This is a genomic window from Streptomyces tardus (assembly GCF_018101125.2).
Lineage (GTDB): Bacteria > Actinomycetota > Actinomycetes > Streptomycetales > Streptomycetaceae > Streptomyces > Streptomyces tardus.
This window is the reverse complement of record NZ_JAELVF020000001.1, coordinates 3,650,720-3,674,174: the sequence shown is the minus strand read 5'-3', so window position 1 is coordinate 3,674,174 and position 23,455 is coordinate 3,650,720. Positions and strand designations below refer to the sequence as shown.

The 23,455-nt window shown below is 69.6% G+C and carries 19 protein-coding genes and 2 tRNA genes; 7 read left to right on the top strand and 14 right to left on the bottom strand.

Translation table 11 applies throughout. The features are described from left to right. Positions 1-42: 42 nt before the first annotated feature. The 11 genes from JGS22_RS15685 to folC all read right to left on the bottom strand — a co-directional run bounded on the left by JGS22_RS15685 (position 43) and on the right by folC (position 13,121). Positions 43-585: a GNAT family N-acetyltransferase gene (locus JGS22_RS15685; protein ID WP_211038522.1), complete on the bottom strand. Its 543-nt coding sequence runs from the start codon at positions 583-585 to the stop codon at positions 43-45. Between the two features lie 38 nt (positions 586-623). Then, a complete protein-coding gene (locus JGS22_RS27125; RefSeq protein WP_211038523.1) occupies positions 624-1,790 on the bottom strand; it encodes a PP2C family protein-serine/threonine phosphatase in 1,167 nt (388 codons plus the stop codon). Positions 1,791-1,975: 185 nt separating this feature from the next. Then, positions 1,976-3,928: a TIGR03960 family B12-binding radical SAM protein gene (locus JGS22_RS15675; protein WP_211038526.1), complete on the bottom strand. Its 1,953-nt coding sequence runs from the start codon at positions 3,926-3,928 to the stop codon at positions 1,976-1,978. 273 nt (positions 3,929-4,201) lie between these two features. Beyond that, positions 4,202-5,392, bottom strand: a complete 1,191-nt coding sequence (gene rodA / locus JGS22_RS15670) for a rod shape-determining protein RodA (protein ID WP_211038528.1) — start codon at positions 5,390-5,392, stop codon at positions 4,202-4,204. After that, positions 5,389-7,530: a penicillin-binding protein 2 gene (gene mrdA / locus JGS22_RS15665; protein WP_211038530.1), complete on the bottom strand. Its 2,142-nt coding sequence runs from the start codon at positions 7,528-7,530 to the stop codon at positions 5,389-5,391. The genes rodA and mrdA overlap by 4 nt, the downstream gene beginning before the upstream one ends. A 13-nt stretch (positions 7,531-7,543) precedes the next feature. After that, a complete protein-coding gene (gene mreD / locus JGS22_RS15660; protein ID WP_211038545.1) occupies positions 7,544-8,257 on the bottom strand; it encodes a rod shape-determining protein MreD in 714 nt (237 codons plus the stop codon). 9 nt (positions 8,258-8,266) lie between these two features. After that, positions 8,267-9,256, bottom strand: a complete 990-nt coding sequence (gene mreC / locus JGS22_RS15655) for a rod shape-determining protein MreC (protein WP_211038532.1) — start codon at positions 9,254-9,256, stop codon at positions 8,267-8,269. Between the two features lie 165 nt (positions 9,257-9,421). Further along, the gene (locus JGS22_RS15650) at positions 9,422-10,441 is read right to left on the bottom strand and encodes a rod shape-determining protein (RefSeq protein WP_211038546.1); all 1,020 of its coding nucleotides are present in this window, start codon (positions 10,439-10,441) and stop codon (positions 9,422-9,424) included. Positions 10,442-10,737: 296 nt separating this feature from the next. Continuing rightward, entirely contained in the window at positions 10,738-11,151 is a 414-nt protein-coding gene (ndk, locus tag JGS22_RS15645; protein WP_211038533.1) for a nucleoside-diphosphate kinase, read from the bottom strand. Positions 11,152-11,238: 87 nt separating this feature from the next. Further along, positions 11,239-11,574 carry a DUF4233 domain-containing protein gene (locus tag JGS22_RS15640; RefSeq protein ID WP_211038535.1) on the bottom strand — a complete coding sequence of 112 codons (336 nt, stop codon included), beginning with the start codon at positions 11,572-11,574 and terminating at the stop codon, positions 11,239-11,241. Beyond that, on the bottom strand, positions 11,574-13,121 hold the full coding sequence (gene folC / locus JGS22_RS15635; RefSeq protein ID WP_211038537.1) for a bifunctional tetrahydrofolate synthase/dihydrofolate synthase: 1,548 nt from the start codon (positions 13,119-13,121) through the stop codon (positions 11,574-11,576). Before folC ends, JGS22_RS15640 begins: the two co-directional genes overlap by 1 nt. Before the next feature lie 102 nt (positions 13,122-13,223). Between folC and JGS22_RS15630 the strand changes: the two genes are divergently transcribed. Both JGS22_RS15630 and JGS22_RS15625 read left to right on the top strand, forming a co-directional pair. Continuing rightward, positions 13,224-13,712, top strand: a complete 489-nt coding sequence (locus JGS22_RS15630; RefSeq protein WP_211038539.1) for a ribose-5-phosphate isomerase — start codon at positions 13,224-13,226, stop codon at positions 13,710-13,712. A gap of 179 nt (positions 13,713-13,891) precedes the next feature. After that, positions 13,892-14,755: an Fpg/Nei family DNA glycosylase gene (locus JGS22_RS15625; protein ID WP_211038541.1), complete on the top strand. Its 864-nt coding sequence runs from the start codon at positions 13,892-13,894 to the stop codon at positions 14,753-14,755. 64 nt (positions 14,756-14,819) lie between these two features. On the opposite strand, the gene JGS22_RS15620 is transcribed toward JGS22_RS15625, so the two are convergent. Then, entirely contained in the window at positions 14,820-16,043 is a 1,224-nt protein-coding gene (locus tag JGS22_RS15620; protein WP_216815008.1) for a GNAT family N-acetyltransferase, read from the bottom strand. 112 nt (positions 16,044-16,155) lie between these two features. Between JGS22_RS15620 and JGS22_RS15615 the strand changes: the two genes are divergently transcribed. Continuing rightward, on the top strand, positions 16,156-17,310 hold the full coding sequence (locus JGS22_RS15615; protein WP_216815007.1) for a PP2C family protein-serine/threonine phosphatase: 1,155 nt from the start codon (positions 16,156-16,158) through the stop codon (positions 17,308-17,310). Positions 17,311-17,513: 203 nt separating this feature from the next. Here JGS22_RS15615 and JGS22_RS15610 read toward each other — a convergent pair whose 3' ends face one another. Next, positions 17,514-18,677, bottom strand: coding sequence for an acyltransferase family protein (locus JGS22_RS15610; protein WP_236073169.1), 1,164 nt, complete (start codon positions 18,675-18,677; stop codon positions 17,514-17,516). 582 nt (positions 18,678-19,259) lie between these two features. Between JGS22_RS15610 and JGS22_RS15605 the strand changes: the two genes are divergently transcribed. Beyond that, positions 19,260-19,454: a hypothetical protein gene (locus JGS22_RS15605; protein ID WP_211040768.1), complete on the top strand. Its 195-nt coding sequence runs from the start codon at positions 19,260-19,262 to the stop codon at positions 19,452-19,454. Between the two features lie 392 nt (positions 19,455-19,846). On the opposite strand, the gene JGS22_RS15600 is transcribed toward JGS22_RS15605, so the two are convergent. Beyond that, a tRNA-Gly gene (locus tag JGS22_RS15600) sits at positions 19,847-19,920 on the bottom strand. A gap of 129 nt (positions 19,921-20,049) precedes the next feature. On the opposite strand from JGS22_RS15600, the gene JGS22_RS15595 reads away from it, so the two are divergent. The 3 genes from JGS22_RS15595 to clpX all read left to right on the top strand — a co-directional run bounded on the left by JGS22_RS15595 (position 20,050) and on the right by clpX (position 23,380). Further along, a tRNA-Pro gene (locus JGS22_RS15595) sits at positions 20,050-20,126 on the top strand. A 158-nt stretch (positions 20,127-20,284) separates the two neighbouring features. Continuing rightward, a complete protein-coding gene (gene tig / locus JGS22_RS15590; RefSeq protein WP_211040769.1) occupies positions 20,285-21,700 on the top strand; it encodes a trigger factor in 1,416 nt (471 codons plus the stop codon). A gap of 393 nt (positions 21,701-22,093) precedes the next feature. Beyond that, on the top strand, positions 22,094-23,380 hold the full coding sequence (clpX, locus tag JGS22_RS15585) for an ATP-dependent Clp protease ATP-binding subunit ClpX (protein WP_211040770.1): 1,287 nt from the start codon (positions 22,094-22,096) through the stop codon (positions 23,378-23,380). Positions 23,381-23,455 lie beyond the last annotated feature (75 nt).

The window sequence follows — 23,455 nt, the reverse complement described above, 5'->3', positions numbered from 1 at the left end:
GTCAGTCCTTCGAAGTTCGCGGGGGCGTCGTCGCCCCGGATTCTACGCCGGGGCCGTCGGCACCCAGTACCGGAGCTTCTTCCCGCGCCGGTCCTCCAGGGCTCCGCCGCAGCTCTCGATCACCTTGCGGGAGGCGACGTTGTCCGCGTCACAGGTGATCAGCACCCGGTCGAAACCTCGCTCGGCCGCGAACGGCAGCGCGTCGCGCAGCATCGCGGTGGCGTGGCCGCGGCGCCGGGCGGTCGGCCGGACCTCGTAGCCGATGAGTCCGCCCTGCTCCAGCAGGTGACGGGTGTACTCGTGGCGCAGCGCGATGCGTCCGAGCCAGCGAGTGCCGTCCACGTACCAGAGCACGGTGGCGGCCACCCAGTTCGCGGGGCGGCGGTCGTTCTCCGCAGCGGCCCGTACGTCGGCGACGTACTCGGCGAACCCCTCGGGCGAGGTCCAGCACCCTCCGTACACGCGGACCTCCTCGGCGATCATCGAGTTGCCGCCGAACCAGTCGCCCGCCTCCTCGCGGAACTCGTCCATCGCACCGAGGAAGGAGTCCCGGACCTCGACTGTGGGCCTTGTCAGCTGCGGCATGGCGGACAGCCTGCCAACTCGCCGGCGTCCGGCGCCACTCACTTCCCGTCACTCACGCTGCCACCGATGCCGTCGGCCGCGCTCCCCGCCGAACGCACCGACGAACCGAGTCGGGGGTCGGGCTCGGCGGCGGCATGGGTGAGGACCAGGAGCGCCATGTCGTCCTGCCGCGCCCCGCCTGTCCACCGTCCCACCCGGTCGACCAGTACGTCGGCCAGCAGGACCGGGTCATCGGTCGCGGTCGGTGGCATGTGGAGCTCGGGATCGAAAAAGCGGCGTTCGGCGTTTCTGGCCTCCGTCACCCCGTCCGTGAGCAGCAGCAGTGCCGTACCTGGTGGGAAGGGCACTTCCTTCGGGGGGCCGACGGAACGAGGGTCGCCCAGTCCCGAGCCGAGCGGCAGCCAGGACTCGCCCAACGGCGCGCGCACCACCCGCTCCGCGGTGACCAGGTACGGCTCGGTGTGGCCGAAGTTCAGCAGCCGCACGGTGTCTGTAGCGGTGTCGACCTCGGCCAGCAGCACCGTGGAGAAGCCCTCCAGCACCGCGGTCTCCTCCATCCAGTGGTCCTCGCGCACCAGTGCCCGGTCGATGCGGGCGGCCAGCTCGGCCAGGGACTCGGCGTCCTCCGCGTGCTCCCGGAACGCGCCGACCGCGACCGCCACGGCGGCGACCGCCTCCACGCCCTTGCCGCGCACGTCACCGATCATCGCCCGTACTCCGGAGGGAGCGGCTGCGATGCCGTAGAAGTCGCCGCCCACCTGTGCTTCGCTGAGCGCCGGCCGATAGCGCGCGTCGCACCGCAGTTTCCCTACGTGGGCCGGCGGTCTGGGCAGCACTGCGTTCTGGGCGAACTCCGCGATCCGCCGCGCCACCCCGAGGTCCGTCTCCCGCTGTCGCGCGACATGGGCGACCCACACACCGATCGCGTTCACCAGCCCGACGGCGAGGATGTCCACGGTGGTCTCGACCAGTGAACGCCCGCGCACCACGTCCAGAACGGTCACCACCACCAGGCAGATCCCCGCCATCACCGCACCCGCCCGCGGCGAGAAGAAGGTCGCGACGATCAGCGGCGTCGCGGCGAAGAGGGGAAGCCCGAGGTCGGGTACGGAATCCATGACGTTGAGGAGGACCGCGAGCGGCAGCACGACTGCCGGCAGCAGCCGCATGAGCCACTCCAGTCGCCGACCGCCACGCGCCACCACGTAGACCTCCTCGTGGTACCCCGGCGGTTGAGCCGCCCCGTCCGGATCTCGGTGCCGCAGCACCAGCCGCGGCCCGTCGTATCCACGGTACGGTTCGCGCCGCCACCGCGCAGCGACAGCGCCGCCACCCGGCGGGCCCCGCCCTGCCGGGCACGAGGGGCCGGGCAGGGCGGGGACGTGCAGGTTCAGGCCGGAGCGTTCCCGTCGGCCGAGGGAGTGGTGACCGTCAGCGGGAGCAGCTTCCTGCCGGTCGGGCCGATCTGGATCTCGGTGTCCATCTGCGGGCAGACTCCGCAGTCGAAGCAGGGGGTCCAGCGGCAGTCCTCGACCTCGGTCTCGTCGAGGGCGTCCTGCCAGTCCTCCCAGAGCCAGTCCTTGTCCAGGCCCGAGTCCAAGTGGTCCCAGGGCAGCGCTTCCTCGTAGGAACGCTCGCGGGTGGTGTACCAGTCGACGTCGACGCCGTGCGCGGGCAGGGTCTTGGCGGCGGACTCCATCCACAGGTCGTAGCTGAAGTACTCCCGCCAGCCGTCGAACCGGCCGCCGGCCTCGTAGACCGCGCGGATCACATCGCCGATCCTGCGGTCTCCGCGGGAGAGCAGGCCCTCGACGATGCCCGGCTTGCCGTCGTGATAGCGGAAACCGATGGAGCGGCCGTACTTCTTGTCACCGCGGATGCGGTCGCGGAGCTTCTCCAGCCGTGCGTCCGTCTCCGCGGACGACAGCTGCGGCGCCCACTGGAACGGCGTGTGGGGCTTGGGCACGAAACCGCCGATGGAGACGGTGCACCGGATGTCGTTGGCACCGGACACCTCGCGGCCCTTGGCGATCACGCGGGTCGCCATGTCGGCGATCTGGAGCACGTCCTCGTCGGTCTCGGTCGGCAGCCCGCACATGAAGTACAGCTTCACCTGGCGCCAGCCGTTGCCGTACGCGGTGGCGACGGTCCTGATGAGGTCTTCCTCGGAAACCATCTTGTTGATGACCTTGCGGATGCGCTCGCTGCCGCCCTCGGGCGCGAAGGTCAGGCCGGAGCGCCGACCGTTGCGGGTGAGCTCGTTGGCCAGGTCGATGTTGAAGGCGTCGACCCGGGTGGACGGGAGAGAGAGGCCGATCTTGTCCTCGGTGTAGCGATCGGCCAGCCCCTTGGCCACATCGGCGATCTCGCTGTGGTCGGCGGAGGACAGCGAGAGCAGCCCGACCTCCTCGAAGCCCGTGCTCTCCAGTCCCTTGTCGACCATCTCGCCGATGCCCGTGATCGAACGCTCCCGCACCGGCCTGGTGATCATGCCGGCCTGGCAGAAGCGGCAGCCGCGGGTGCAGCCGCGGAAGATCTCCACCGACATCCGCTCGTGCACCGTCTCGGCCAGCGGCACCAACGGCTGCTTGGGGTACGGCCATTCGTCGAGGTCCATCACCGTGTGCTTGGAGACCCGCCACGGGACGCCGGAGCGGTTCGGCACCACTCGGGCGATACGGCCGTCTGCCAGGTACTCGACGTCGTAGAAGCGCGGTACGTACACCCCGCCGGTCTTCGCCAGCCGCAGCAGCAACTCGTCCCTGCCGCCCGGCCTGCCCTCGGCCTTCCAGACGCGGGCGATCTCGGTCATCTCCAGGACGGCCTGCTCGCCGTCGCCGATGACCGCGCAGTCGATGAAGTCCGCGATCGGCTCGGGGTTGAAGGCCGCGTGGCCGCCGGCCACGACCACCGGGTGGTCGATGCCGCGGTCGGCCGACTCCAGCGGGATCCCCGCCAGATCGAGCGCGGTGAGCATGTTGGTGTAGCCCAGCTCGGTGGAGAAGGACAGACCGAAGAAGTCGAACGCGCCCACCGGCCGGTGCGCGTCGACGGTGAACTGCGGCACCTCGTGCTCACGCATGAGCTTCTCCAGGTCCGGCCAGACGCTGTAGGTGCGCTCGGCCAGGACGCCCTCGCGTTCGTTGAGCACCTCGTAGAGGATCATGACGCCCTGGTTGGGCAGCCCCACCTCGTACGCGTCCGGGTACATCAGCGACCAGCGGACCTGGCACTCGTCCCAGTCCTTGACGGTCGAGTTGAGCTCACCGCCGACGTACTGGATCGGCTTCTGAACATGCGGGAGGAGGGCTTCCAGCCGGGGGAAGACCGACTCGATGGGCATGAAGGAGTCCTGACGCGCGGGTGCGGGGTACGGAACTGGCCGTCCAGCCTAACCCGATACGCCCGCCCCGATTTCAGCCGCGTGCGCCCGGGACGTACGGAGCGGAGGACAGCGAAGCGGGCCGGTCGTGCCGTGGTCGCTTCCACGGCAGGACCGGCCCGCGTACGTGCGGTTCCGCGTCTGGGCAGCTCGTGGGGCTCTTCGCCGGGCTCGCGGCGCCCGCACGCGCATCCGACGCCGCTCTCTGATCAGGCAAGATCCAAACAACAGACCCTAGGCGGAGAGGGGTCGCTGTATCCGGATCGACTGGAGCAGCCCCACCGCGATCCAGACGGCGAACATGGATGTACCGCCGTAGGAGACGAAGGGAAGGGGCAGACCGGCGACCGGCATGATCCCGAGCGCCATACCGATGTTCTCGAAGGACTGGAACGCGAACCAGGCGGTGATTCCCGCGGCGACGATCGTGCTGTAGAGGTCGGTCGCCTCCATCGCGATGCGGCAGGCCCGCCACAGGACGACGCCGAGCAGCAGGATGATGAGTCCGCCGCCGAGGAAGCCCAACTCCTCCCCGGCCACAGTGAAGATGAAGTCCGTCTGCTGCTCGGGCACGAACTGACCGGTGGTCTGGGTGCCCTCGAAGAGGCCCTTGCCGGAGATCCCGCCCGAACCGATCGCGATACGGGCCTGGTTGGTGTTGTAGCCGACCCCTGCCGGATCCAGCGCCGGATTGGCGAACGCCGCGAACCGGTTGAACTGGTACTCGTCGAGCAGATCGAGCATCCACACCGTCACGGCCCCTGCCACCGCGGCGGTGATCAGCCCGATCACCCAGCGGTTGGAGGCGCCGGAGGCGAGCAGCACACCGAGGACGATGACCGCGAGGACCATGACCTGACCGAGGTCGGCCACCACTGCGATCGGGAGCACGGCGAGCCCCAGGGCCTGGAGCACCGTCCGGTGGTCCGGGTGGACCCGGTCGCCCGCGTCCACCTTCGCCGCCAGCACCACCGCCATCGTCAGGATGACGGTGATCTTCACGAACTCCGAAGGCTGGAGGTAGAAGCCGGCGCCGAGGTTGAGCCACGCCCGCTCGCCGTTGATGGTCGCGCCGAGCGGGGTGTAGACGAGGGCGACGAGGATGATCGACAACCCGTACAGCAGCGGCATCATCGACCGCAGCCTGCGGTGCCCCATCCACAGCACACCGGCGGCGAGCGCAACACCGATCGCCGCGTTGAGCACGTGCTTGAAGAGGAAGGAGTTCGGGTCGCCGCCGGTCAGCTCGGTGCGATTGCGGGTGGCGGACCACACCAGCAGCGAACCGATCGCGCACAGGGCGAGCGAGGCCAGCAGCAGCGGCCAGTCGAGCCGCCGGGCCAGCGAGTCGCGGGCCCGCAGCTTCTCCCAGGCGCTCTTGGACTGCTGTCCGTACCGCCTGGTGTCGAAGGTGTGGATGCTCATTGGGCGAACCCCGCGTCCCGCCAGCTCTCGACCATGGAGTTCTTGGTGCGCTGTGCCTTCACGTCGCCGTTCTCACCGACCTTGGGAAGATCCTTCTGCGGTTCGGGCAGCAGCGCCTTCTTCTTGTTGACCTTGCCGTCCTCCACGCCGTAGAGCGCGTTGTAGAGGTTGCGCACGGCGGGTCCGGAAGCGCCTGAACCGGTACCGGCCTGGGAGATCGTCATGATCACCGTGTAGTCGTCGGTGTAGGTCGCCAGCCACGAGGTGGTCTGCTTGCCCTGCACCTCCGCCGTACCGGTCTTGGCTCGGATGGGGATCTCGTCGTGCGGCCAGTCGGTGAACCGCCAGGCCGCGGTACCGGTCTTGGTGACGCCCTGAAGCGCCTTGTCCATCTGACGCAACGTCCTGGCGGTGGCCGGGGCCTTGCCGGACTTCTCCGGCTCGATCTCCTCGACCTCCTTGCCGTCCGCGCTGATGATCGCCTTGCCGACGCTGGGCTTGTAGATGGTGCCGCCGTTGGCGATGGAGGAGTAGATGGAGGCCATCTGGAGCGGGGTGACCAGGGTGTCGCCCTGGCCGATCGCGTAGATGATGCTGTCACCCGCGCGCAGGTTCATGCCCTCCACGCAGTTCTCCCGGGCGAGCTTGGTGACGTAGTCGTCCGACTTGCCCTTGCCCTGCTTGCACCAGGAGTCCTTGTTGGCCTGCCAGTAGTTCTGCTTCCACTCCCGGTCCGGGACCCGACCGCTGACCTCGTCCGGCAGGTCGATCCCGGTCATCTCTCCGAGACCGAAGCTCCTGGCCGCCTTGTAGAGGTACTCGTTGGGCTCGTTCTTCTTTGGGTTCAGACCGCCGTCCTTGCGCCACTCCTGGTGCCCGAGTGCGTAGAAGACGGTGTTGCAGGAGACCTCCAGGGCGCGGCCGAGGCTGATGGGCCCGTGGCCCGAGGACTCGAAGTTCTTGTAGGTCTGCCCGCCCATCGTGTAGGCGGAGCTGCAGTTGTAGTTGCCGTTGAACGAGTACCCGGCGTTGACCGCGCCCGCGGACGAGACGACCTTGAAGATCGAGCCCGGCGCCGCCTGCCCCTGGATGGCTCGGTTGAGCAGCGGGAAGTTGGAGTCCTTGCCGGTGAGCTTGGCGTACTCCTTGCCGTCGATGCCGCCGACCCAGGCGTTGGGGTCGTACTTGGGGTTGGAGGCCATCGCGACGATGCGCCCCGTCCTGGACTCCATGACGACGGCGGCGCCGGAATCGGCCTCGTACGGCCGGCCGGTGATCTTGTCGACCTCCTTGCGGGCCGCCTTCATCGCCTGGTCGAGCTGCTTCTCCGTTATGGCCTGGACGCGGGAGTCGATGCTGGTGACGAGGGAGGCGCCGGCCACCGACTCGTCGTTGTCGGCCTCACCGATGACCCTGCCGAGCTTGTCGACCTCGTACCTGGTCACGCCGGCGCTGCCGCGCAGCGCGGTGTCGTAGGTGCGCTCCAGCCCGGAGCGCCCGACCTGGTCCGAGCGCAGCAGCGGGGACTTGGTGTTCTGCGCCTTCTCGACCTCCTCGTCGGAGACCGGCGAGAGGTAGCCGAGCACCTGCGAGGTGCCCGCCTTGTACGGGGCCGGGTAGCGGCGGACCGCCGTCGGCTCGGCGGTGATGCCGGGGAAGTCCTCGGCACGCTCGCGGATCTGCAGCGCCTGCTGGGTCGTCGCCTCGTCGGTGATCGGAATCGGCTGGTACGGGGAGCCGTTCCAGCAGGGCTGCGGCGTCTCGGCGTCGCAGATCCGCACCTTCTCCGAGATGGCCTTATAGGAGACGTCCAGAACCTCGGCGAGGCGGTTGAGCACCGCCTTGCCGTCGTCCTTCATCTTCATCAGCTCGGTACGGCTGGCGGAGACCACCAGCCGGGTCTCGTTGTCCGCGATCGGCACGCCCCTGGCGTCCAGGATCGCGCCGCGCGCGGCGGGCTGGACCACCTGCTGCACGTGGTTGCCCGCGGCTTCCTTCTCGTACTCGTCGCCGTTGCGGATCTGGAGGTACCACAGCCGCCCGCCGAGCGTCAGCAGCAGCGAGAACACCAGGATCTGGATCGCCACCAGCCTGATCGTGATCCGCGAAGTCCGCCCGGTCTCCGGGATGTTGCTCACAGCGCCCCCTCCGTCACAGCCGCTTGACGTCCTTGATTCGTCCTACCGAAGTCCTGCTCGTCGCCCGGCTGAGCATGCCGCCGCCGCGCGCACCCACCAGGCCGCTGCCGCGTCGCGGCTTCATGCCGCCGCGGGCGAGCTTGCCGCCCGAACCACCGCTGATCCAGCCGATGGCGTTGTCACCGCCGGCCCCGGTCCCGCCGCTGGTGGTTTCGCTGAGCGGGTCGGGATCGGCCCGGCGGGCGATCGCCATGACGACCGGCACCGTGAAGGGGGCGAGCAGCAGGTCGTAGAGGGTCGCGGTCAACAGCAGCCCGACGATGCCGACATGGCGGGCGGCAGTGTCCCCGACCAGAGCGCCGACGCCCGCGTACAGCAGCGTCGAGGAGACCGCGGCCACGGCGACCACCACCATGGGCGCGGTCGCGCTCCGGTGCTGGCCGCTTTCCGGCTTGGTCAGCCCGGCGGCGTACCCGATGACGCAGAGCACCAGCGCGTAGCGGCCCACGGCATGGTCCGCGGGCGGCGCGAGGTCCGCGAGCAGTCCGGCGCCGAAGCCGATGATCGCGCCGCTGGTGTGGCCGTAGACCAGGGCCAGGCCGAGGACCGTGAGCAGGAGCAGGTCCGGTGTGGCGCCCGGGAGTTGGAGTCTGGCGAGCACGCTGACCTGCACGACCAGCGCGACGATCACCAGGGTGGTGGAGATAAGGATGCGATTGAAGCGCAGCGGCATCGGTCAGTCCCCTTGTCCGTCGTCCGGGCCCGGGCCCGCGTTCTCGGACCCGTCGTCGGCCGGCGGCTCGCCGTCCTCGTCCTCCGCACCGGGCGTCACCGTCACGGTGACCGTCGGGGTGGGCTTCTTCTTCGGCGGGTCGGGCAGCACGGTGTCGCGCGGGTCCTTGCGCGGGCCTTGCACGACGACGCCGACGATGTCGAGCTTGCTGAATCCCGCGTACGGCTTCACCCGGACCGTACGCGTCAGGTCGCCGTCGAACGGGGTGACCTGCATGACCTCACCGACCGGGACGCCCGGCACGAAGGGTCTGTCGTTGCTGGAGCCGAAGGTGACCATGCGGTCGCCCTTCTTCACCTTGGCCTTGGCGTTGAGGAGCTGCACCGTCAGCCAGTTGTCGCCGCGCCCGTTGGCGAAACCGAGCTCGCTGCTCTTCTCCAACCGGGTGCCGACGGTGAAGTCGGGGTCGGTGGCGAGCAGCACGGTCGATGTGCCGGGGCCCACCGTGGTGATCCGGCCGACCAGGCCGTCGCCGTTGAGGACGGTCATGTCCTTCTTGATGCCGTCCCGGCTGCCGGCGTCGATGGTGATCGTCCAGGAGAAGCCCTGGGCGGCCCCGATCGAGATGACCTGGGCACCCTTGACTCCGTACTGCCCCGAGGCCGCGGTCTTCAGCAGCTTGTCGAGCTCGCGGGCGCGGGCGCGGTTGCGGTCGTCGGAGCCGAGCTTCTGCTTCAGCTCGGCGTTCTCGCGCTCGAGGGCGGAGACCCGGTCGTGCCGCTTGCCCGAATCCCGCACCGCGGACACCGCGTTGCCGACCGGGTCGACGGCGCCGGCGACACCGTCCTGGACAGGGCCGAAGACGGTCGCCGCCCCGCGCCGGGCGCTGTCGAGCGGCGACTGGTCACCGCTGCGGATGTCCACCGTGATCAGCGCGAACGCGATGGCCACCAGCAGTACGAGCAGAAGCCGGCTCTCTCGTGTGTCCCTCACGTGTGACGGCCGTACCTTCCCTTGTCCATCCGGACGCCGGACTGGCGGTCGGCACCGGATAGTTCGTGGCGATTCAGATTTATCGGACGGTCAGAAGCCTAGGTCGACCACACCGCCGGCGGCTGCGAACCGAGGTCGGGCCGCGTGGCGTTGGACCGTGCGGGACTATCTGCGCGGCTGCGAGTCCAGGACCTGCTGCAGCGCCTCGAACTCCTCGACGCACTTGCCCGAGCCGAGCGCCACGGAGTCCAGCGGGTCCTCCGCGATGTGGATCGGCATCCCGGTCTCCTGCCGGAGCCGCTCGTCCAGACCGCGCAGCAGCGCACCGCCGCCGGTGAGAACGATGCCGCGGTCCATGATGTCGCCGGACAGCTCGGGCGGGCACTTGTCGAGGGTCGTCTTCACCGCGTCCACGATGGAGTTGACCGGCTCCTCGATCGCCTTGCGCACCTCCGCAGCGGAGATGACGACCGTCTTGGGCAGTCCGGTCACCAGGTCGCGGCCCCGGATCTCGGTGTGCTCGTCGTCCTCGAGGTCGTACGCGCTGCCGATCGTGATCTTGATGCTCTCGGCGCTGCGCTCCCCGAGGAGAAGGCTGTACTCCTTCTTGATGTGCTGGATGATCGCGTTGTCCAGCTCGTCGCCCGCGACGCGGATGGACTGCGCCGTGACGATGCCGCCCAGGGAGATGACCGCGACCTCGGTGGTGCCGCCGCCAATGTCGACCACCATGTTGCCGGTGGCCTCGTGGACCGGCAGACCGGAACCGATGGCCGCGGCCATGGGCTCCTCGATGATGTGCACCTGGCGGGCGCCGGCCTGGGTCGACGCCTCGATGACCGCCCTGCGTTCGACGCCCGTGATGCCGGACGGAACGCAGACGACGACGCGGGGACGTGCGAGGTAGCGGCGCTTGTGGATCTTCAGGATGAAGTAGCGCAGCATCCGCTCGGTGATCTCGAAGTCGGCGATGACGCCGTCCTTGAGCGGTCGGACCGCGACGATGTTGCCCGGGGTCCGGCCGATCATCTTCTTGGCCTCGGCGCCCACCGCGAGAATGCCCCCGGTGTTCGTGTTGATGGCGACGACCGACGGCTCGTTGAGGACGATGCCACGACCTCTGACGTACACCAGCGTGTTGGCGGTCCCGAGGTCGACAGCCATGTCACGGCCGATGAACGACATGTTGTTCGCCATGAGGATACGTCTGGCCTTCCAGCAGAAGCGGTGGGGTGGGGAGGAGGGCAGGTTGTGCCGGAGGTCGCGGAGAGTCCGACCTGAGAAGCCTCCATGGTAGTCGCGTTCGAACGAAGACGATGCGAGGGTCCACCGCCATTGTCAGCCGAACATCCACGGGCTCCTTCTCCATGGACGTCGTGTCCGGGTGATTCGTTCCCGCAACGTTCATGTGCACACGTGGGGGCGAACGAGTTTCCCCGTTCGCCCCCACGTCGTAGCACGCCTTCACGGCTGAGTCGTCGTCACTTCCCGGCGGAAAAGAAAATCTTGATCTCGCGTTCGGCCGATTCCTCGGAGTCCGAGGCGTGGATCAGGTTCTCGCGGACGATAGAACCGAAGTCCCCACGAATGGAGCCGGGCGCGGCCTGGATCGGGTCGGTGGGACCGGCCAGGGTGCGTACGCCCTCGATCACCCGCTCGCCCTCGACGATCAGCGCGACCGAGGGGCCGGAGGCCATGAACTCGACCAGCGGCTCGTAGAACGGCCGGCCCTCGTGCTCGGCGTAGTGCTGCTCCAGGGTGGGGCGGTCCAGGGTGCGCAGCTCCAGCGCGGTGATCTGCCAACCCGCCTTGCTCTCCAGACGGCCGATGATCTCGCCGATCAGCCCACGGCGGACCGTGTCGGGCTTGAGAAGGACAAGGGTGCGCTGGCTCATGCGATGTTCTCCTAGACCGAAAGAGTGGAACGACGCGCCGAGGCTACAGGGGCTGTTGGCCCCACTGGTGCGCAGGCCGTGCCGCGATCACTGCCCCTGCGCCGCGAACCGGGCCTTCGCCTCGTCGATCTGGCGGCCGAAGTGGATCGAGGCCCACCACAGGCCTGCGAAGGCCGCGCCGAGGAAGAACATCGTCGGGATCACGAAACCCGAGAGGACCAGCGCACCCTGCAGCACCCAGCCGAGTTCGATTCCGCCGGGCCGCCCGATCATGCCGCACAGCAGCAGGCAGAACAGCATCGCCGTACCGCTGACGATCCACACGGTGGTCGCCGAGAAGTCGCTCAACTGCATGGCCACCAGGCCGGCGAAGCCGATGACCATGAACTCGCCGATCAGGGTCGACGCGCACAGAGTCCGCATCAGCCCTCCCTCCTCAGCAGCATCCGCGCCTCGCCCACCGTGATCACCGAACCGGTCACCAGCACTCCGGCGCCGGCGTACTCGTCCTCCTCCTCGGCGAGGGTGATCGCGGCCTCCAGCGCGTCGTCCAACCGCGGTTCCACCCGTACGCGTTCCTCGCCGAAGACCTCCACGGCGAGTGCGGCGAGGGCGTCGACGTCCATCGCGCGCGGGGTGGTGTTGCGGGTGACGACGATCTCCGCGAACAGCGGCTCCAGCGCCTCCAGCAGTCCGCGCACGTCCTTGTCGCCGCTCGGCCCGACAACACCGATCAGCCTGCTGAAGCCGAAGGCCTCGGTGACCGCCGCAGCTGTCGCCTGCGCGCCGGCGGGGTTGTGGGCGGCGTCCAGCAGCACCGACGGGCTGGCCCGCACCAGCTCCAGGCGCCCGGGCGAGGCGACGGCTGCGAACGCGCCGCGCACCACCTCCAGGTCGAGGGTCCGGTCGTGGACCGAGCCGACGCCGAAGAACGCCTCGACGGCGGCGAGCGCCACGGCGGCGTTGTGGGCCATGTGGGCACCGTGCAGCGGCAGGAAGACACCCGGGTACTCACCGCCGAGGCCGCGCAGCGTCAGCAGCTGGCCGCCCACCGCGATCTCGCGGCTGACGACGCCGAACTCCATGCCCTCCCTGGCGACGGTGGCGTCCATCTCGACGGCCTTCTTCAGCAGCACCGAGGCGGCCTCGACCGGCTGTTGGGAGAGCACCACGGTGGCGCCCTCCTTGATGATTCCGGCCTTCTCCCCGGCGATCTTCTCCGGGGTGTCGCCGAGCCGCTCGGTGTGGTCGAGCGAGATCGGGGTGACCACGGCGATCTGCGCGTCAACGACGTTGGTGGCGTCCCAGGTGCCCCCCATCCCGACCTCGACGACGCCGACCTCCACCGGTGCGTCGGCGAAGGCGGCGTACGCCATGCCCGTCATCGCCTCGAAGAAGGAGAGCCGGTGGCCCTGCTGCTGGTCGACCAGCTCGACGAACGGCTTGAGGTCCTGCCAGGTCTCGACGAACTTCTCGGCCGACAGCGGCTCGCCGTCCACGCTGATGCGCTCGGTGATCGACTGCACGTGCGGGCTGCTGTACCGCCCGGCGCGCAGCTCGAACGCGCCGAACAGCGCCTCGATCATGCGCGCGGTGGTGGTCTTGCCGTTGGTGCCGGTGATGTGGATCGTGGGGTACGCGCGCTGCGGCTCGCCGAGCAGGTCCATCAGCGCATTCATCCGGTCGAGCGAGGGATCGATCCTGGTCTCGGGCCAGCGGCCGATCAGCTCGGCCTCGACCTCGCGCAACGCCCGGTCCACCTCGGGGTCGGCGGGGCGGGAGGGGACACCGTCGCCACGCGGCGGGCCCGCCTGTGCGCGCAGGGTCCGGCTGCCCGCCTCGATGACCGCCAGATCGGGGTCGCGGCTGGTCTCCTCGCCGACGATCTCCTCGAAACCGTCGAGTCCGCCGAAGTCCTCCTGCTCGGGGTCGGGGTCGGCTGGTCCGGGGGTGCTGGGGCTGTCGCTCACACCGGCCAGTCTACGGAGGACGCGCACGGGCTCCGCGCCCTCCCCGGCCCTCGCCGCGGACCCCGGGACGGGCCGCCCTCAGACGCGTGCCACACTCGTCGCATGCGCGTCTACCTCGGCTCCGATCACGCCGGTTACGAACTGAAGAACCACCTCGTGGAGTGGCTCAGGGCCCACGGCCACGACCCGGTCGACTGCGGCCCGCACATCTACGACGCCATCGACGACTACCCTCCCTTCTGCCTCCGCGCGGCCGAGCGCACCGCGGCGGACAAGGAGAGCCTGGGCGTCGTGATCGGCGGTTCCGGCAACGGCGAGCAGATCGCCGCGAACAAGGTCAAGGGCGTACGGGCCATCCTGGCCTGGAGCGAGCAGACGGCAGCGCTGGGCAAGGAGCACAACGACGCCAACGTGCTCAGCGTGGGCGGCCGGATGCACAGCGAAGCCGAGGTCGAGCGCTTCGTGGAGATCTTCCTGTCCACGCCGTTCACCGGCGAGGAGCGCCACGCACGCCGGATCGGGATGCTCTCGGAGTACGAGGTGACCGGCGAGCTGCCGCCCATCCCGGAGAACCACCCGCAGCAGGACTGACCCCGGACTGCCGGGCCCCGCCCGCACAGCACGCACGCGACCCGGGTGCGGCCCCACGCCACCACACGCCTCTCGGCGCCGCCCGACGCCCGTGGCGGCGGGTACGCGGGGGCGGTACGGGTCGGTCGGGCCGGGTCCGCCGGGGGCGGAGCGCCGGAGAACGTCGGGAGGGGAACGCCGTGCCCGAGGGCCACACGATCCACCGGCTTGCCGCCGACCACCGCGAGCGCTTCCTCGGGGAGCGACTCGCGGTCTCCAGCCCGCAGGGCAGGTTCGCCGAGTCCGCGGCGCTGCTGGACGGCCGGACGCTGGAGACTGCCGAGGCCGTCGGCAAGCACCTGTTCCTGGGCTTCTCCGGCTCCCGGGACTCTTCCGGCCCTTCCGGCCCCTCCGATCCGGCGCCGGTGGCCGACTGGGTCCACATCCATCTGGGGCTGTTCGGCCGGCTCGACTTCGGCGTGGCCCCCGTGCCCGCGCCGACCGACACGGTACGGCTGCGGCTGGTGGGCTCCGGGGCGTACGCCGATCTGCGCGGGCCGACGCGTTGCGCACTGGTCACGGACGCCGAGAAGCGGGCGACCGGCGACCGGCTGGGCCCCGACCCGTTGCGCGAGGACGCGGACGGATCCCGTGCCTGGGAGCGGCTCTCGCGCAGCCGTACGTCGATAGCCGCGCTGCTGCTGGACCAGAAGGTGCTCGCCGGGGTCGGCAACGTCTACCGCGCCGAGGTGCTGTTCCGGCACGGCGTCGACCCCTACCGCGCCGGTCGGACCCTTCGGCGGCACGAGTGGGACGCCCTGTGGGCGGACCTGGCGGCTCTGATGCGGATCGGGGTGCGGGAGAACCGCATCGACACCGTACGGCCCGAGCACACCCCCGAGGCGATGGGACGCCCACCGCGCGTGGACGACCACGGCGGCGAGGTCTATGTCTACCGCCGCACCAACCTGCCGTGCCTGGTCTGCTCAACTCCCGTGCGCACGGCGGAACTCGGCGCCCGGAACCTCTTCTGGTGCCCACACTGCCAGCCGCCCGTCGGCTGAGCGTCGGCCGCCGGCCCGCTGCGTCCGGGGGCGGGTCACGGCCTGCCGCCCGGACACCGTGCGCTCAGAAGCCGTGCGGCAGGAAAGGTGCGCGGGAGGAGCCGAAGGCGACCGAGACCGGGTCGAGCGCGCCCGCGCGCAGCTCTCGCACCCGGCCGGCGTCGGCCAGCGAGCGCAGCGACGTACCGCCGAGGTAGGCGGCGCCCAACTCGACGACGGACAGGGAGAGTTCGGCGGCGTCCTCGGTGCGCTCGCAGACCGCCCCGGTGGCGTCGCCGCTGAGCCGCCAACGGCCGGTGTTCCAGGGGCAGAAGTCGTCCGTGACCTCCAGCACCGTGTCGAGCGGCAGCTGGTAGGTACGGGCGGCAAGCGCCGGGCCGAGCTCCACCGGGCGCACGAAGAGGCTGTCCCGCAGCCTCAGCCGGGCCCGCCGCATGTCCGAGACCAGATGAGCGATCGGGTCGTCCGGCGGGCGCTTGTCGGCGGTGACCTCGGAGGTCAGGTCGATCCCGGCGAGGTGGTGCCAGAGCGCGGCGCCGGTGGCGGCGTCGTCGGCCTCCAACTCCCGCAGCCGCACCCGGCCTTCGGCGTTGGAGTGCACCCAGTGGCCCTGAACCGAGTAGCGGGCGTACCCGACCGTCCGTCCGTCCCTCTCGGCCAGGACGCACTGCAGCTCGGTACCGCCCGCCCGCTCCCCCGGCGGGTCGTGGAGCTGGAGGCGGGCCCACTCCTCGCTGCGCTCCAGCCGGCCCGGGCGTGTGGGCAGGGCGCGCGCGTACACCGCCTCGCACTCGGCGAGCGCCTCGAGCGGGTCCACCAGCCGCAGTCGCAGGTCGGACGCCTCCGGGGGCACGGCGACGCGGACCCGGCCGGTGTCAACGGACACCGTGAGCCAGTGGGTTGCCGGGCCGTAGCCGAAGCGGCCGTAGATGCCGGGCTCGGACGCCGTCAGGGAGGCCAGCGGCTCACCGCGGCGACGGGTGTCGTCCAACTGCCACCGCAGCATGTCCCGCAGCAGCCCGCGGCGGCGGTGGGTGGGCGCGACGCTGACCATGCTCAGGCCCCCGGTGGGCACCGAGGCGCCGCCGGGCACCGTGGTCCGCAGCGAGTAGCTGTTGGAGGTGCCGACCAGGTCGGTGCCGTCCCACGCGCACAGCGCGCGGTCGAACTCCGTCACCGAACGCCAGGTGTCGATTCCCTCCGACTCCGAGGTTGCGAAAGCCCGCGCCAGCGTGCGGTGCCAGGAACTCCACTCGACGGGCTTCAGCAACCTCAATTCCGGCGTCATACTCCATAGGTACCAGGCAACCCGGACTCATGCGATCGGTTTCGAACAGGGTTGGCCCGGTGTGACGTTGGGAATCGACGGGCCCTGTCCCACCCGACTAAGGTCCTGGAATATGGCAGGTCGTACGGGTAGCACACCCTCCGCGACCCGAGCGCGCCGACTGCACAAGTCCGTGCACCGGGTCCGTACGCAACTGCGCCGCTCGGGAGTCGACTACTTCCGCGGCCACGGGTCGGACTGGGTTGTCCTGACCGCGCTGCTGCTCAGCGTTCCCGCCCTCGCGTGGGCGACGCTGAGCCAGCCGATCTGGGCCGCCCCCGAGGCGCTGGTGCTGCCGCTGATCGCGGGCGGGCTGCTGCTGCGCCCGTTCAGCATGACGCTCGTCTACGCCGCTGCCGCCGCCGCGCTGACCGTGGAGGCCCTGGTTCTGGGGCACTACGGCGCCGGTGCCGGGCGGGTCACTCCCGGCACCGTGCTGGTGGTCTTCGCCGTCGGTCTCGTGGGGCTGCTCATCGCTCAGTTCAGGATGCGCGTCGGCGTGCCGTGGACCGGCGGCGGCACCATGCTCTTCGATCTCCGCGAACGGCTGCGGGTGCAAAGCAAGTTGCCGCCGCTGCCCAAGGGCTGGCACCGCGAGATGTCGTTGCGCCCGGCCGGCGGGCAGTCCTTCTCCGGCGACTTCGTCGTCGCGGCCCGCACGGGACCGAACCGGCGCACCCTCGAAGTGGTGCTCACCGACGTGTCCGGCAAGGGCATGGACGCCGGCTCGCGCGCGCTGCTGCTGTCGGGCGCCTTCGGCGGACTGCTCGGGTCGCTGGCGCCGCACTCCTTCCTGCCCGCGGCCAACGCGTACCTGCTGCGCCAGGACTGGGAGGAGGGCTTCGCGACCTCGGTCCACCTCGTCCTGGACCTCGACAGCGGGGATTACGAACTGTTCTCGGCCGGCCATCTGCCCGCGCTCCAGCTGTGCGGCGGAAGCGGCAAATGGGAGCAGAAGGAGGCGGACGGCGCGCTGCTGGGGGTGTACGAGGGCGTCGAGTTCCACCCGGCCAAGGGCCGCCTCGACCGCGGGGACGTGCTGATGCTCTTCACCGACGGCCTGGTGGAGACCTCGGACCGCGAGCTGGCGGAGGGGATGGACCGGCTCAGCGGAGCGGCCGAGGGGTACGTCGCCACCCGGTTCCGCGGCGCCGCCTGGCACCTCATCGAGAAGGTCGCCAAGGACGTCAACGACGACCGGGCGCTGCTCCTCATCACCCGCAGCTGAGCGTTCGGCCCCGCGTCCCCGCACCCCGCGGACCGGGCGCCACCGCCCGTGCCCGTCGGCGGGCACGCCGTCCCGCCGCTCCTGCACCCCTCGGCGCGGGGTCGGGCGGCACCTGGCCCGTACGTACGGGCCGGGGAGCGCGCTCGTACGTACGGGCCCGCCGGTGTGCGCGGGCCCGTACGTCGGCTGCTTGCCGGCCGGGGCTACTTGCCGGCCTGCTGGCGCTTGCGCGCCTGGTCCACCGCGTCGGTGCGGAACGCCCAGGTCATCTTGGGCTCCATCACGAAGCGGAAGGCCCGCACCACCAGGGGTGCGCACAGGACGGTCATCATGGTGGCCGCCAGCACCGTGACCACGACCCGGCCGAGCGGGGAGTCGACCCAGGGCAGGTCGTACCAGTCGAAGAGCCGGGACATCTGGATCGGGTAGACGTGCAGCAGATAGGCGCAGATCGTGCCGGCCCCCAGCACCGTGAACCAGGTGTGGCGGTGCGGGATCCAGGCGTAGAAGCAGGCGGTCAGCACCAGGGCGCACCCGAACAGCGCGAGCGTCATCACAGGGCCCACCCACCAGGGCACACCGAGCTCCTGGGCCGCGTTGTTCCGCAGGAACCACTCCTTGTTCATCCGCGGGACGGCCCAGTAGGCGAAGAACAGCGAGACGGCGAAGACCGGCAGTGTCGCGAGGCGGGCGCCGCGACGCCGCAGCTGCTCGAAGTGCTCCGGGCGCAGCCGGAGGCCGAGGACGAAGAACGGCAGGAACTGCAGCACCCGCTGGAGGTTCAGCTCACCGCCGACGCCGGGGCCGGTGGTGGCGAGCGCCGCGATGCCCAGCGCGATCGGCACGGGCCAGCGCAGCACCTTCCAGAAGGGAGCGGTCAGCCGCCAGATGAACAGTGCGACCAGGAACCACAGCGCGTAGCCGGGGCTGAGCAGGGTGAACGGCCGCTCGGGGTCGTCCGCCCAGCGCATGAAGAAGGTGTACGCGATCTCGAAGACGAGATACGGCACGGCGATGCCGGTGATCAGCCGCTTCAGCTGGCCCGGACGCCCCTCGAAGGTGCGCGAGAGATAGCCGGAGATGATGATGAAGGCCGGCATGTGGAAGGTGTAGAGGACGAAGTACAGCGCCTCCGCGGTGCGGCTGTCGTTGCGCAGCGGCTCCCAGGCGTGGCCTATGCCCACCAGCACGATCGTCATGTACTTGGCGTTGTCGAACCAGGGATCTCGCGCCTTCGCCCTGGACGTTCCCTTCGGCTCCACGGGCTTCTGCGGCGACTTCGCGGATTCCTCCGCGGCGGTCGCCGTCACCGGGCCGTCGGGGCGAGCTGGGGGGAGGGGCGCTCGCTCATAACCAGCTGGGAACATCTGCCACACCATAGTGGCGAAACCTGTCAGACGTAAATTCCCGCGGCCCGGTTGCCTGTCGCGGGTGGGTTTCCTCGTCTTGACTTCTTCCGCACGGTCGGTCCGCGGCCCTCGCCACAACGGCGCAGGGCGCAGAGAGTGTCCGGGTTGAGTTGCGTTTGGTGGACATCAACTCCCCATGAGGTCGATGCTCTTCCGCTCCCGAGTCCAGTCCGAGCCTACGAGCACCTACCCGGACCGGCCACCTGTGAACATCCTCACGGTCTTCGCCCCGCCGAAGGGCGCACACCGGGCGCCACCCGACGGACGCACACTCCACGGCGGTCCGCAGCGGCCCCGAATCCCGGGCCGTACGGGCACGTTGGCGCCGGAGAAGGCCCAACTCCCGTACCGGGGCGGGGAACCGCCGGCGCGCCGGACGAAGGCGCGGGGAACCGTGGCGGCAGGTCGGTCCGTCGGTGAACTCGACGTCATCTCCCTGCGGAGGATTCGGAGTTGGTGGCACGATGGGCTCACCAGTCGTATCCGTCAGGTCCAGCTGGAGCCGGTGGCGAGGCGTTCCGACCGAAGGTGTGATCAACCGTGGCCATTTCGCTCTCCGTAGTTCTGCTGCTCGCGATCATCCTCGTGGTGATGATCCGCAGCGGTTCCATCAAGCCGCTGCCCGCACTCGTCGCCGCGCTCTTCGGGTTCTTCCTGGCCTCCACCGGAATGGCCCCGACGATCCAGCGCTTCATGGACTCCCTGGCGGAGACCGTCAACAAGATCAATTTCTGAGCTCGCGCTCCTGCTCGCGCTCCTCCCCCGCGGTCGCGATCGGCCCGAAGGATCTCGCGGCAGAAGGCCGGGCCTCCCCCGCTCGCTGTCCGTCCGCTCTGGGAGAGCTCGCCCAACTCGCCGGTCGGGGGCGCCCGATGGCGACCGGGCGGCCGTCGAGGGGGCGCACGCACCCGCGCACACGAGCACGGAAGGGCACAGGTGCACTGAGCGCGCGGCGGACCGTACGGGCACGGTGGACCGCCGTGAGGCGACAGTTGACCGGCGACGGGCACCCACGGCCGGACACCATCGCGGGCGCAGAAATCCGCCGGGCACCTCCCCGGCCGGCACGGGAACGACGGAAGGGCCCGACCCGGGAGCACAGCTCCCCGACCGGACCCTTCCGTCCGTGGAGCGGGCGACGGGAATCGAACCCGCGTAGCCAGTTTGGAAGACTGGGGCTCTACCATTGAGCTACGCCCGCAATGCGCCTCACCCGGTGTCCGGGACGCGGCGCGGCCCGCTGATCATAGACCAGCTCCGAGTGCCGATATGCCCCGCACCTGGCGGCACGAGCAGCATCGTACGGCATGTACGCTTCTTCTCGCACTGACGGGGTGTGGCGCAGCTTGGTAGCGCGTCCGCTTTGGGAGCGGAAGGTCGTCGGTTCGAATCCGGCCACCCCGACCACGTACTATTGACGCCGCGCGTGCCTGTGTCGTGTCCGCACTGTCCGAGTCGCATACGGGGCCGCTGCGACGCCCTCCCGAGCGCCTGCAGGTGTTCGACCACGTGGAGGACGCCGTGAACGTCCAGCAAACCAGATGTCAGCCCCAAGGAGACCGACCGTGAAGAGCGCCGTGGAGAACCTGAACCCGACCCGGGTTCGGCTCACTGTCGAGGTGCCCTTCGAGGAGCTCAAGGCCAGCCTCGACGCGGCGTACAAGAAGATCAACCAGCAGATCCAGGTGCCTGGATTTCGCAAGGGCAAGGTTCCGGCGCGGGTCATCGACCAGCGCTTCGGCCGTGGTGCCGTGCTGGAGGAAGCGGTCAACGACGCGCTGCCGAAGCTGTACCAGAGCGCGATCGAAGAGGGCGAGCTCAACCCGCTCGGCCAGCCCGAGGTCGACATCACCGAGCTGAAGGACAACGAGCAGCTGACCTTCACCGCGGAGGTCGACATCCGCCCCGAGCTGGAGATCCCGGACTACACGGGTATCGAGGTCGAGGTCGAGGCCGCCGAGGTCAGCGACGCGGATGTCGACGAGGCCGTCGAGCAGCTGCGCGAGCGCTTCGCCACCACCAGTGTCGTGGAGCGCGCCGCCGCAGAGGGCGACGTGGTCAAGCTCGACCTGGAGGCCAAGGTCGACGGCGAGGTGCTCGCCGACGGCGTGGCCGAGGGCATCGACTACACCATCGGCTCCGGTGAGCTGCTGGAGGGCATCGACGAGGCCGTCAAGGGCTTGTCCGCCGAGGAGTCCGCCACCTTCACCTCCGAGCTGAAGGGCGGTTCCGCCGCCGGCAAGGAGGCCGAGGTCGCGGTCAAGGTCAACACCGTCTCCGCCCGCGAACTGCCTGAGCTGGACGACGACTTCGCCCAGCTGGCAAGCGAGTTCGACACCATCGCCGAGCTGCGCGAGGACAGCCGCAAGCGGCTGGAGCAGTCCAAGAAGTACGAGCAGGCCACCAAGGCCCAGGAGAACGTCCTGGAGAAGCTCATCGAGCTGACCGAGGTGCCGATCCCCGAGAAGCTCCTCGAGGACGAGATCCAGACCCGCAAGCACAACCTGGTCAACCACCAGCTGGGCCAGATGGGCATGGACCTCGCCACTTACCTGCAGATGCAGGACAAGACCGAGGAGGAGTTCGACGCCGAGCTCAAGGAGCAGGCCGAGAAGGGCATCCAGACCCAGTTCATTCTCGACGAGCTGGTCTCCCGCGAGAAGCTCAACGTCAACCAGGAAGAGCTCACCGAGCACCTGATGCGGCGTGCGCAGTCCTCGGGCATGAGCCCGGACCAGTTCGCCCAGGCGGTCGTCGAGGGCGGCCAGGTGCCGATGCTGGTGGGCGAGGTCGCCCGCGGCAAGGCTCTGGCGCTGGTCGTGGAGTCCGCCACCGTCAAGGACACCAACGGTGAGCTCGTCGACCTGGACGACGAGGAGGACGAGGAGGAGGGCGCCGCCGAGGCGGACGCCGCCGCCGAGTCCGAGGACACCGAGTCCAAGGACGCGGAGAAGGCGGACGACAAGAAGTCCGACGCCTGAGCACCGATCCGTCGGCGGGCCCGTACGTCATCACGCGTGCGGGCCCGTTCGCGTACGGCGGCCGAACCGGCCCCGTACTCGGGCCGCACCGGCCTCCGGGCCCGGCCCACCAGCTCGAACGCACCCTGCGCTGACAGCGAACAGTTCCCGGGGTGCTCGCCACGTACCGCCCGTCGGCCGTTAGGGTCCGCGGTACGTACAGATCAACTCCATCCGCAAGTGCCCTGTCGGACAACGGAGATCGGGGCCCGCGAGTCCCTCCCGAAGCTTGTCGCCCCGCGGCGAACAAGCGCGAGAGGGGCCCACCAAAGGGCCTCGGCACGGTACCGTCGGAGGGCAAGGACCAGGCACCGCCGCCGGCCGGCGGTGCGGCAGGCGAAGGGGAAGCACCTCGTGGCACGCATCGGTGATGGCGGCGACCTGCTCAAGTGCTCGTTCTGCGGGAAGAGTCAAAAGCAGGTCAAGAAGCTCATCGCAGGCCCTGGCGTGTACATCTGTGATGAGTGCATCGACCTCTGCAACGAGATCATCGAGGAGGAGCTGGCCGACTCCTCGGAAGTCCGCTTCGAGGAGCTGCCGAAGCCGCGCGAGATCTCGGAGTTCCTCGAGGGGTACGTGGTCGGCCAGGAAGCCGCGAAGAAAGCACTGTCGGTCGCGGTGTACAACCACTACAAGCGCGTGCAGGCCGGCGAGAACGGCGGCGCGCAGGGCCGGGACGACGGCATCGAGTTGGCGAAGTCCAACATTCTTCTCCTCGGCCCCACCGGCTCCGGCAAGACCCTGCTCGCCCAGACGCTGGCGCGCATGCTGAACGTCCCGTTCGCGATCGCCGACGCCACCGCGCTCACCGAGGCCGGGTACGTCGGCGAGGACGTCGAGAACATTCTGCTGAAGCTGATCCAGGCGGCCGACTACGACGTCAAGAAGGCCGAGACCGGGATCATCTACATCGACGAGATCGACAAGGTCGCCCGCAAGAGCGAGAACCCGTCGATCACCCGGGACGTCTCCGGCGAAGGTGTGCAGCAGGCTCTGCTGAAGATCCTGGAGGGCACCACCGCCTCCGTGCCTCCGCAGGGCGGGCGCAAGCACCCGCACCAGGAGTTCATCCAGATCGACACGACGAACGTGCTGTTCATCGTGGGCGGCGCCTTCGCAGGCCTGGAGAAGATCATCGAGTCCCGGTCGGGGGCCAAGGGCATCGGCTTCGGGGCCAACATCCGCTCCAAGCGCGAGCTCCAGGCCACCAACCTCTTCCAGGAGATCATGCCGGAGGACCTGGTGAAGTTCGGGATGATCCCGGAGTTCATCGGCCGGCTCCCGGTCATCACCTCGGTGCACAACCTGGACCGCGAAGCGCTGCTGAAGATCCTGATCGAGCCGAGGAACGCACTGATCAAGCAGTACCAGCGCCTCTTCGAACTCGACAACGTCGAGCTGGAGTTCGACCGGTCCGCGCTGGAGGCCATCGCGGACCAGGCGATCCTGCGCGGCACCGGGGCGCGCGGCCTGCGGGCGATCCTGGAGGAGGTACTGATGTCGGTGATGTACGAGGTGCCCTCGCGCAAGGACGTCGCCCGGGTCGTCATCACCGACGAGGTGGTCCGCTCCAACGTCAATCCCACGCTCGTACCGCGCTCGCAGGGCTCCGAGTCGGGGCCGCACGAGAAGAGCGCCTAGGGGTCGCACGGTCCACGGCCGCGCCCCGAGTCCTCAACAGCCGCTCCAGCCCGACGGGTTGGGGCGGCTGTCACG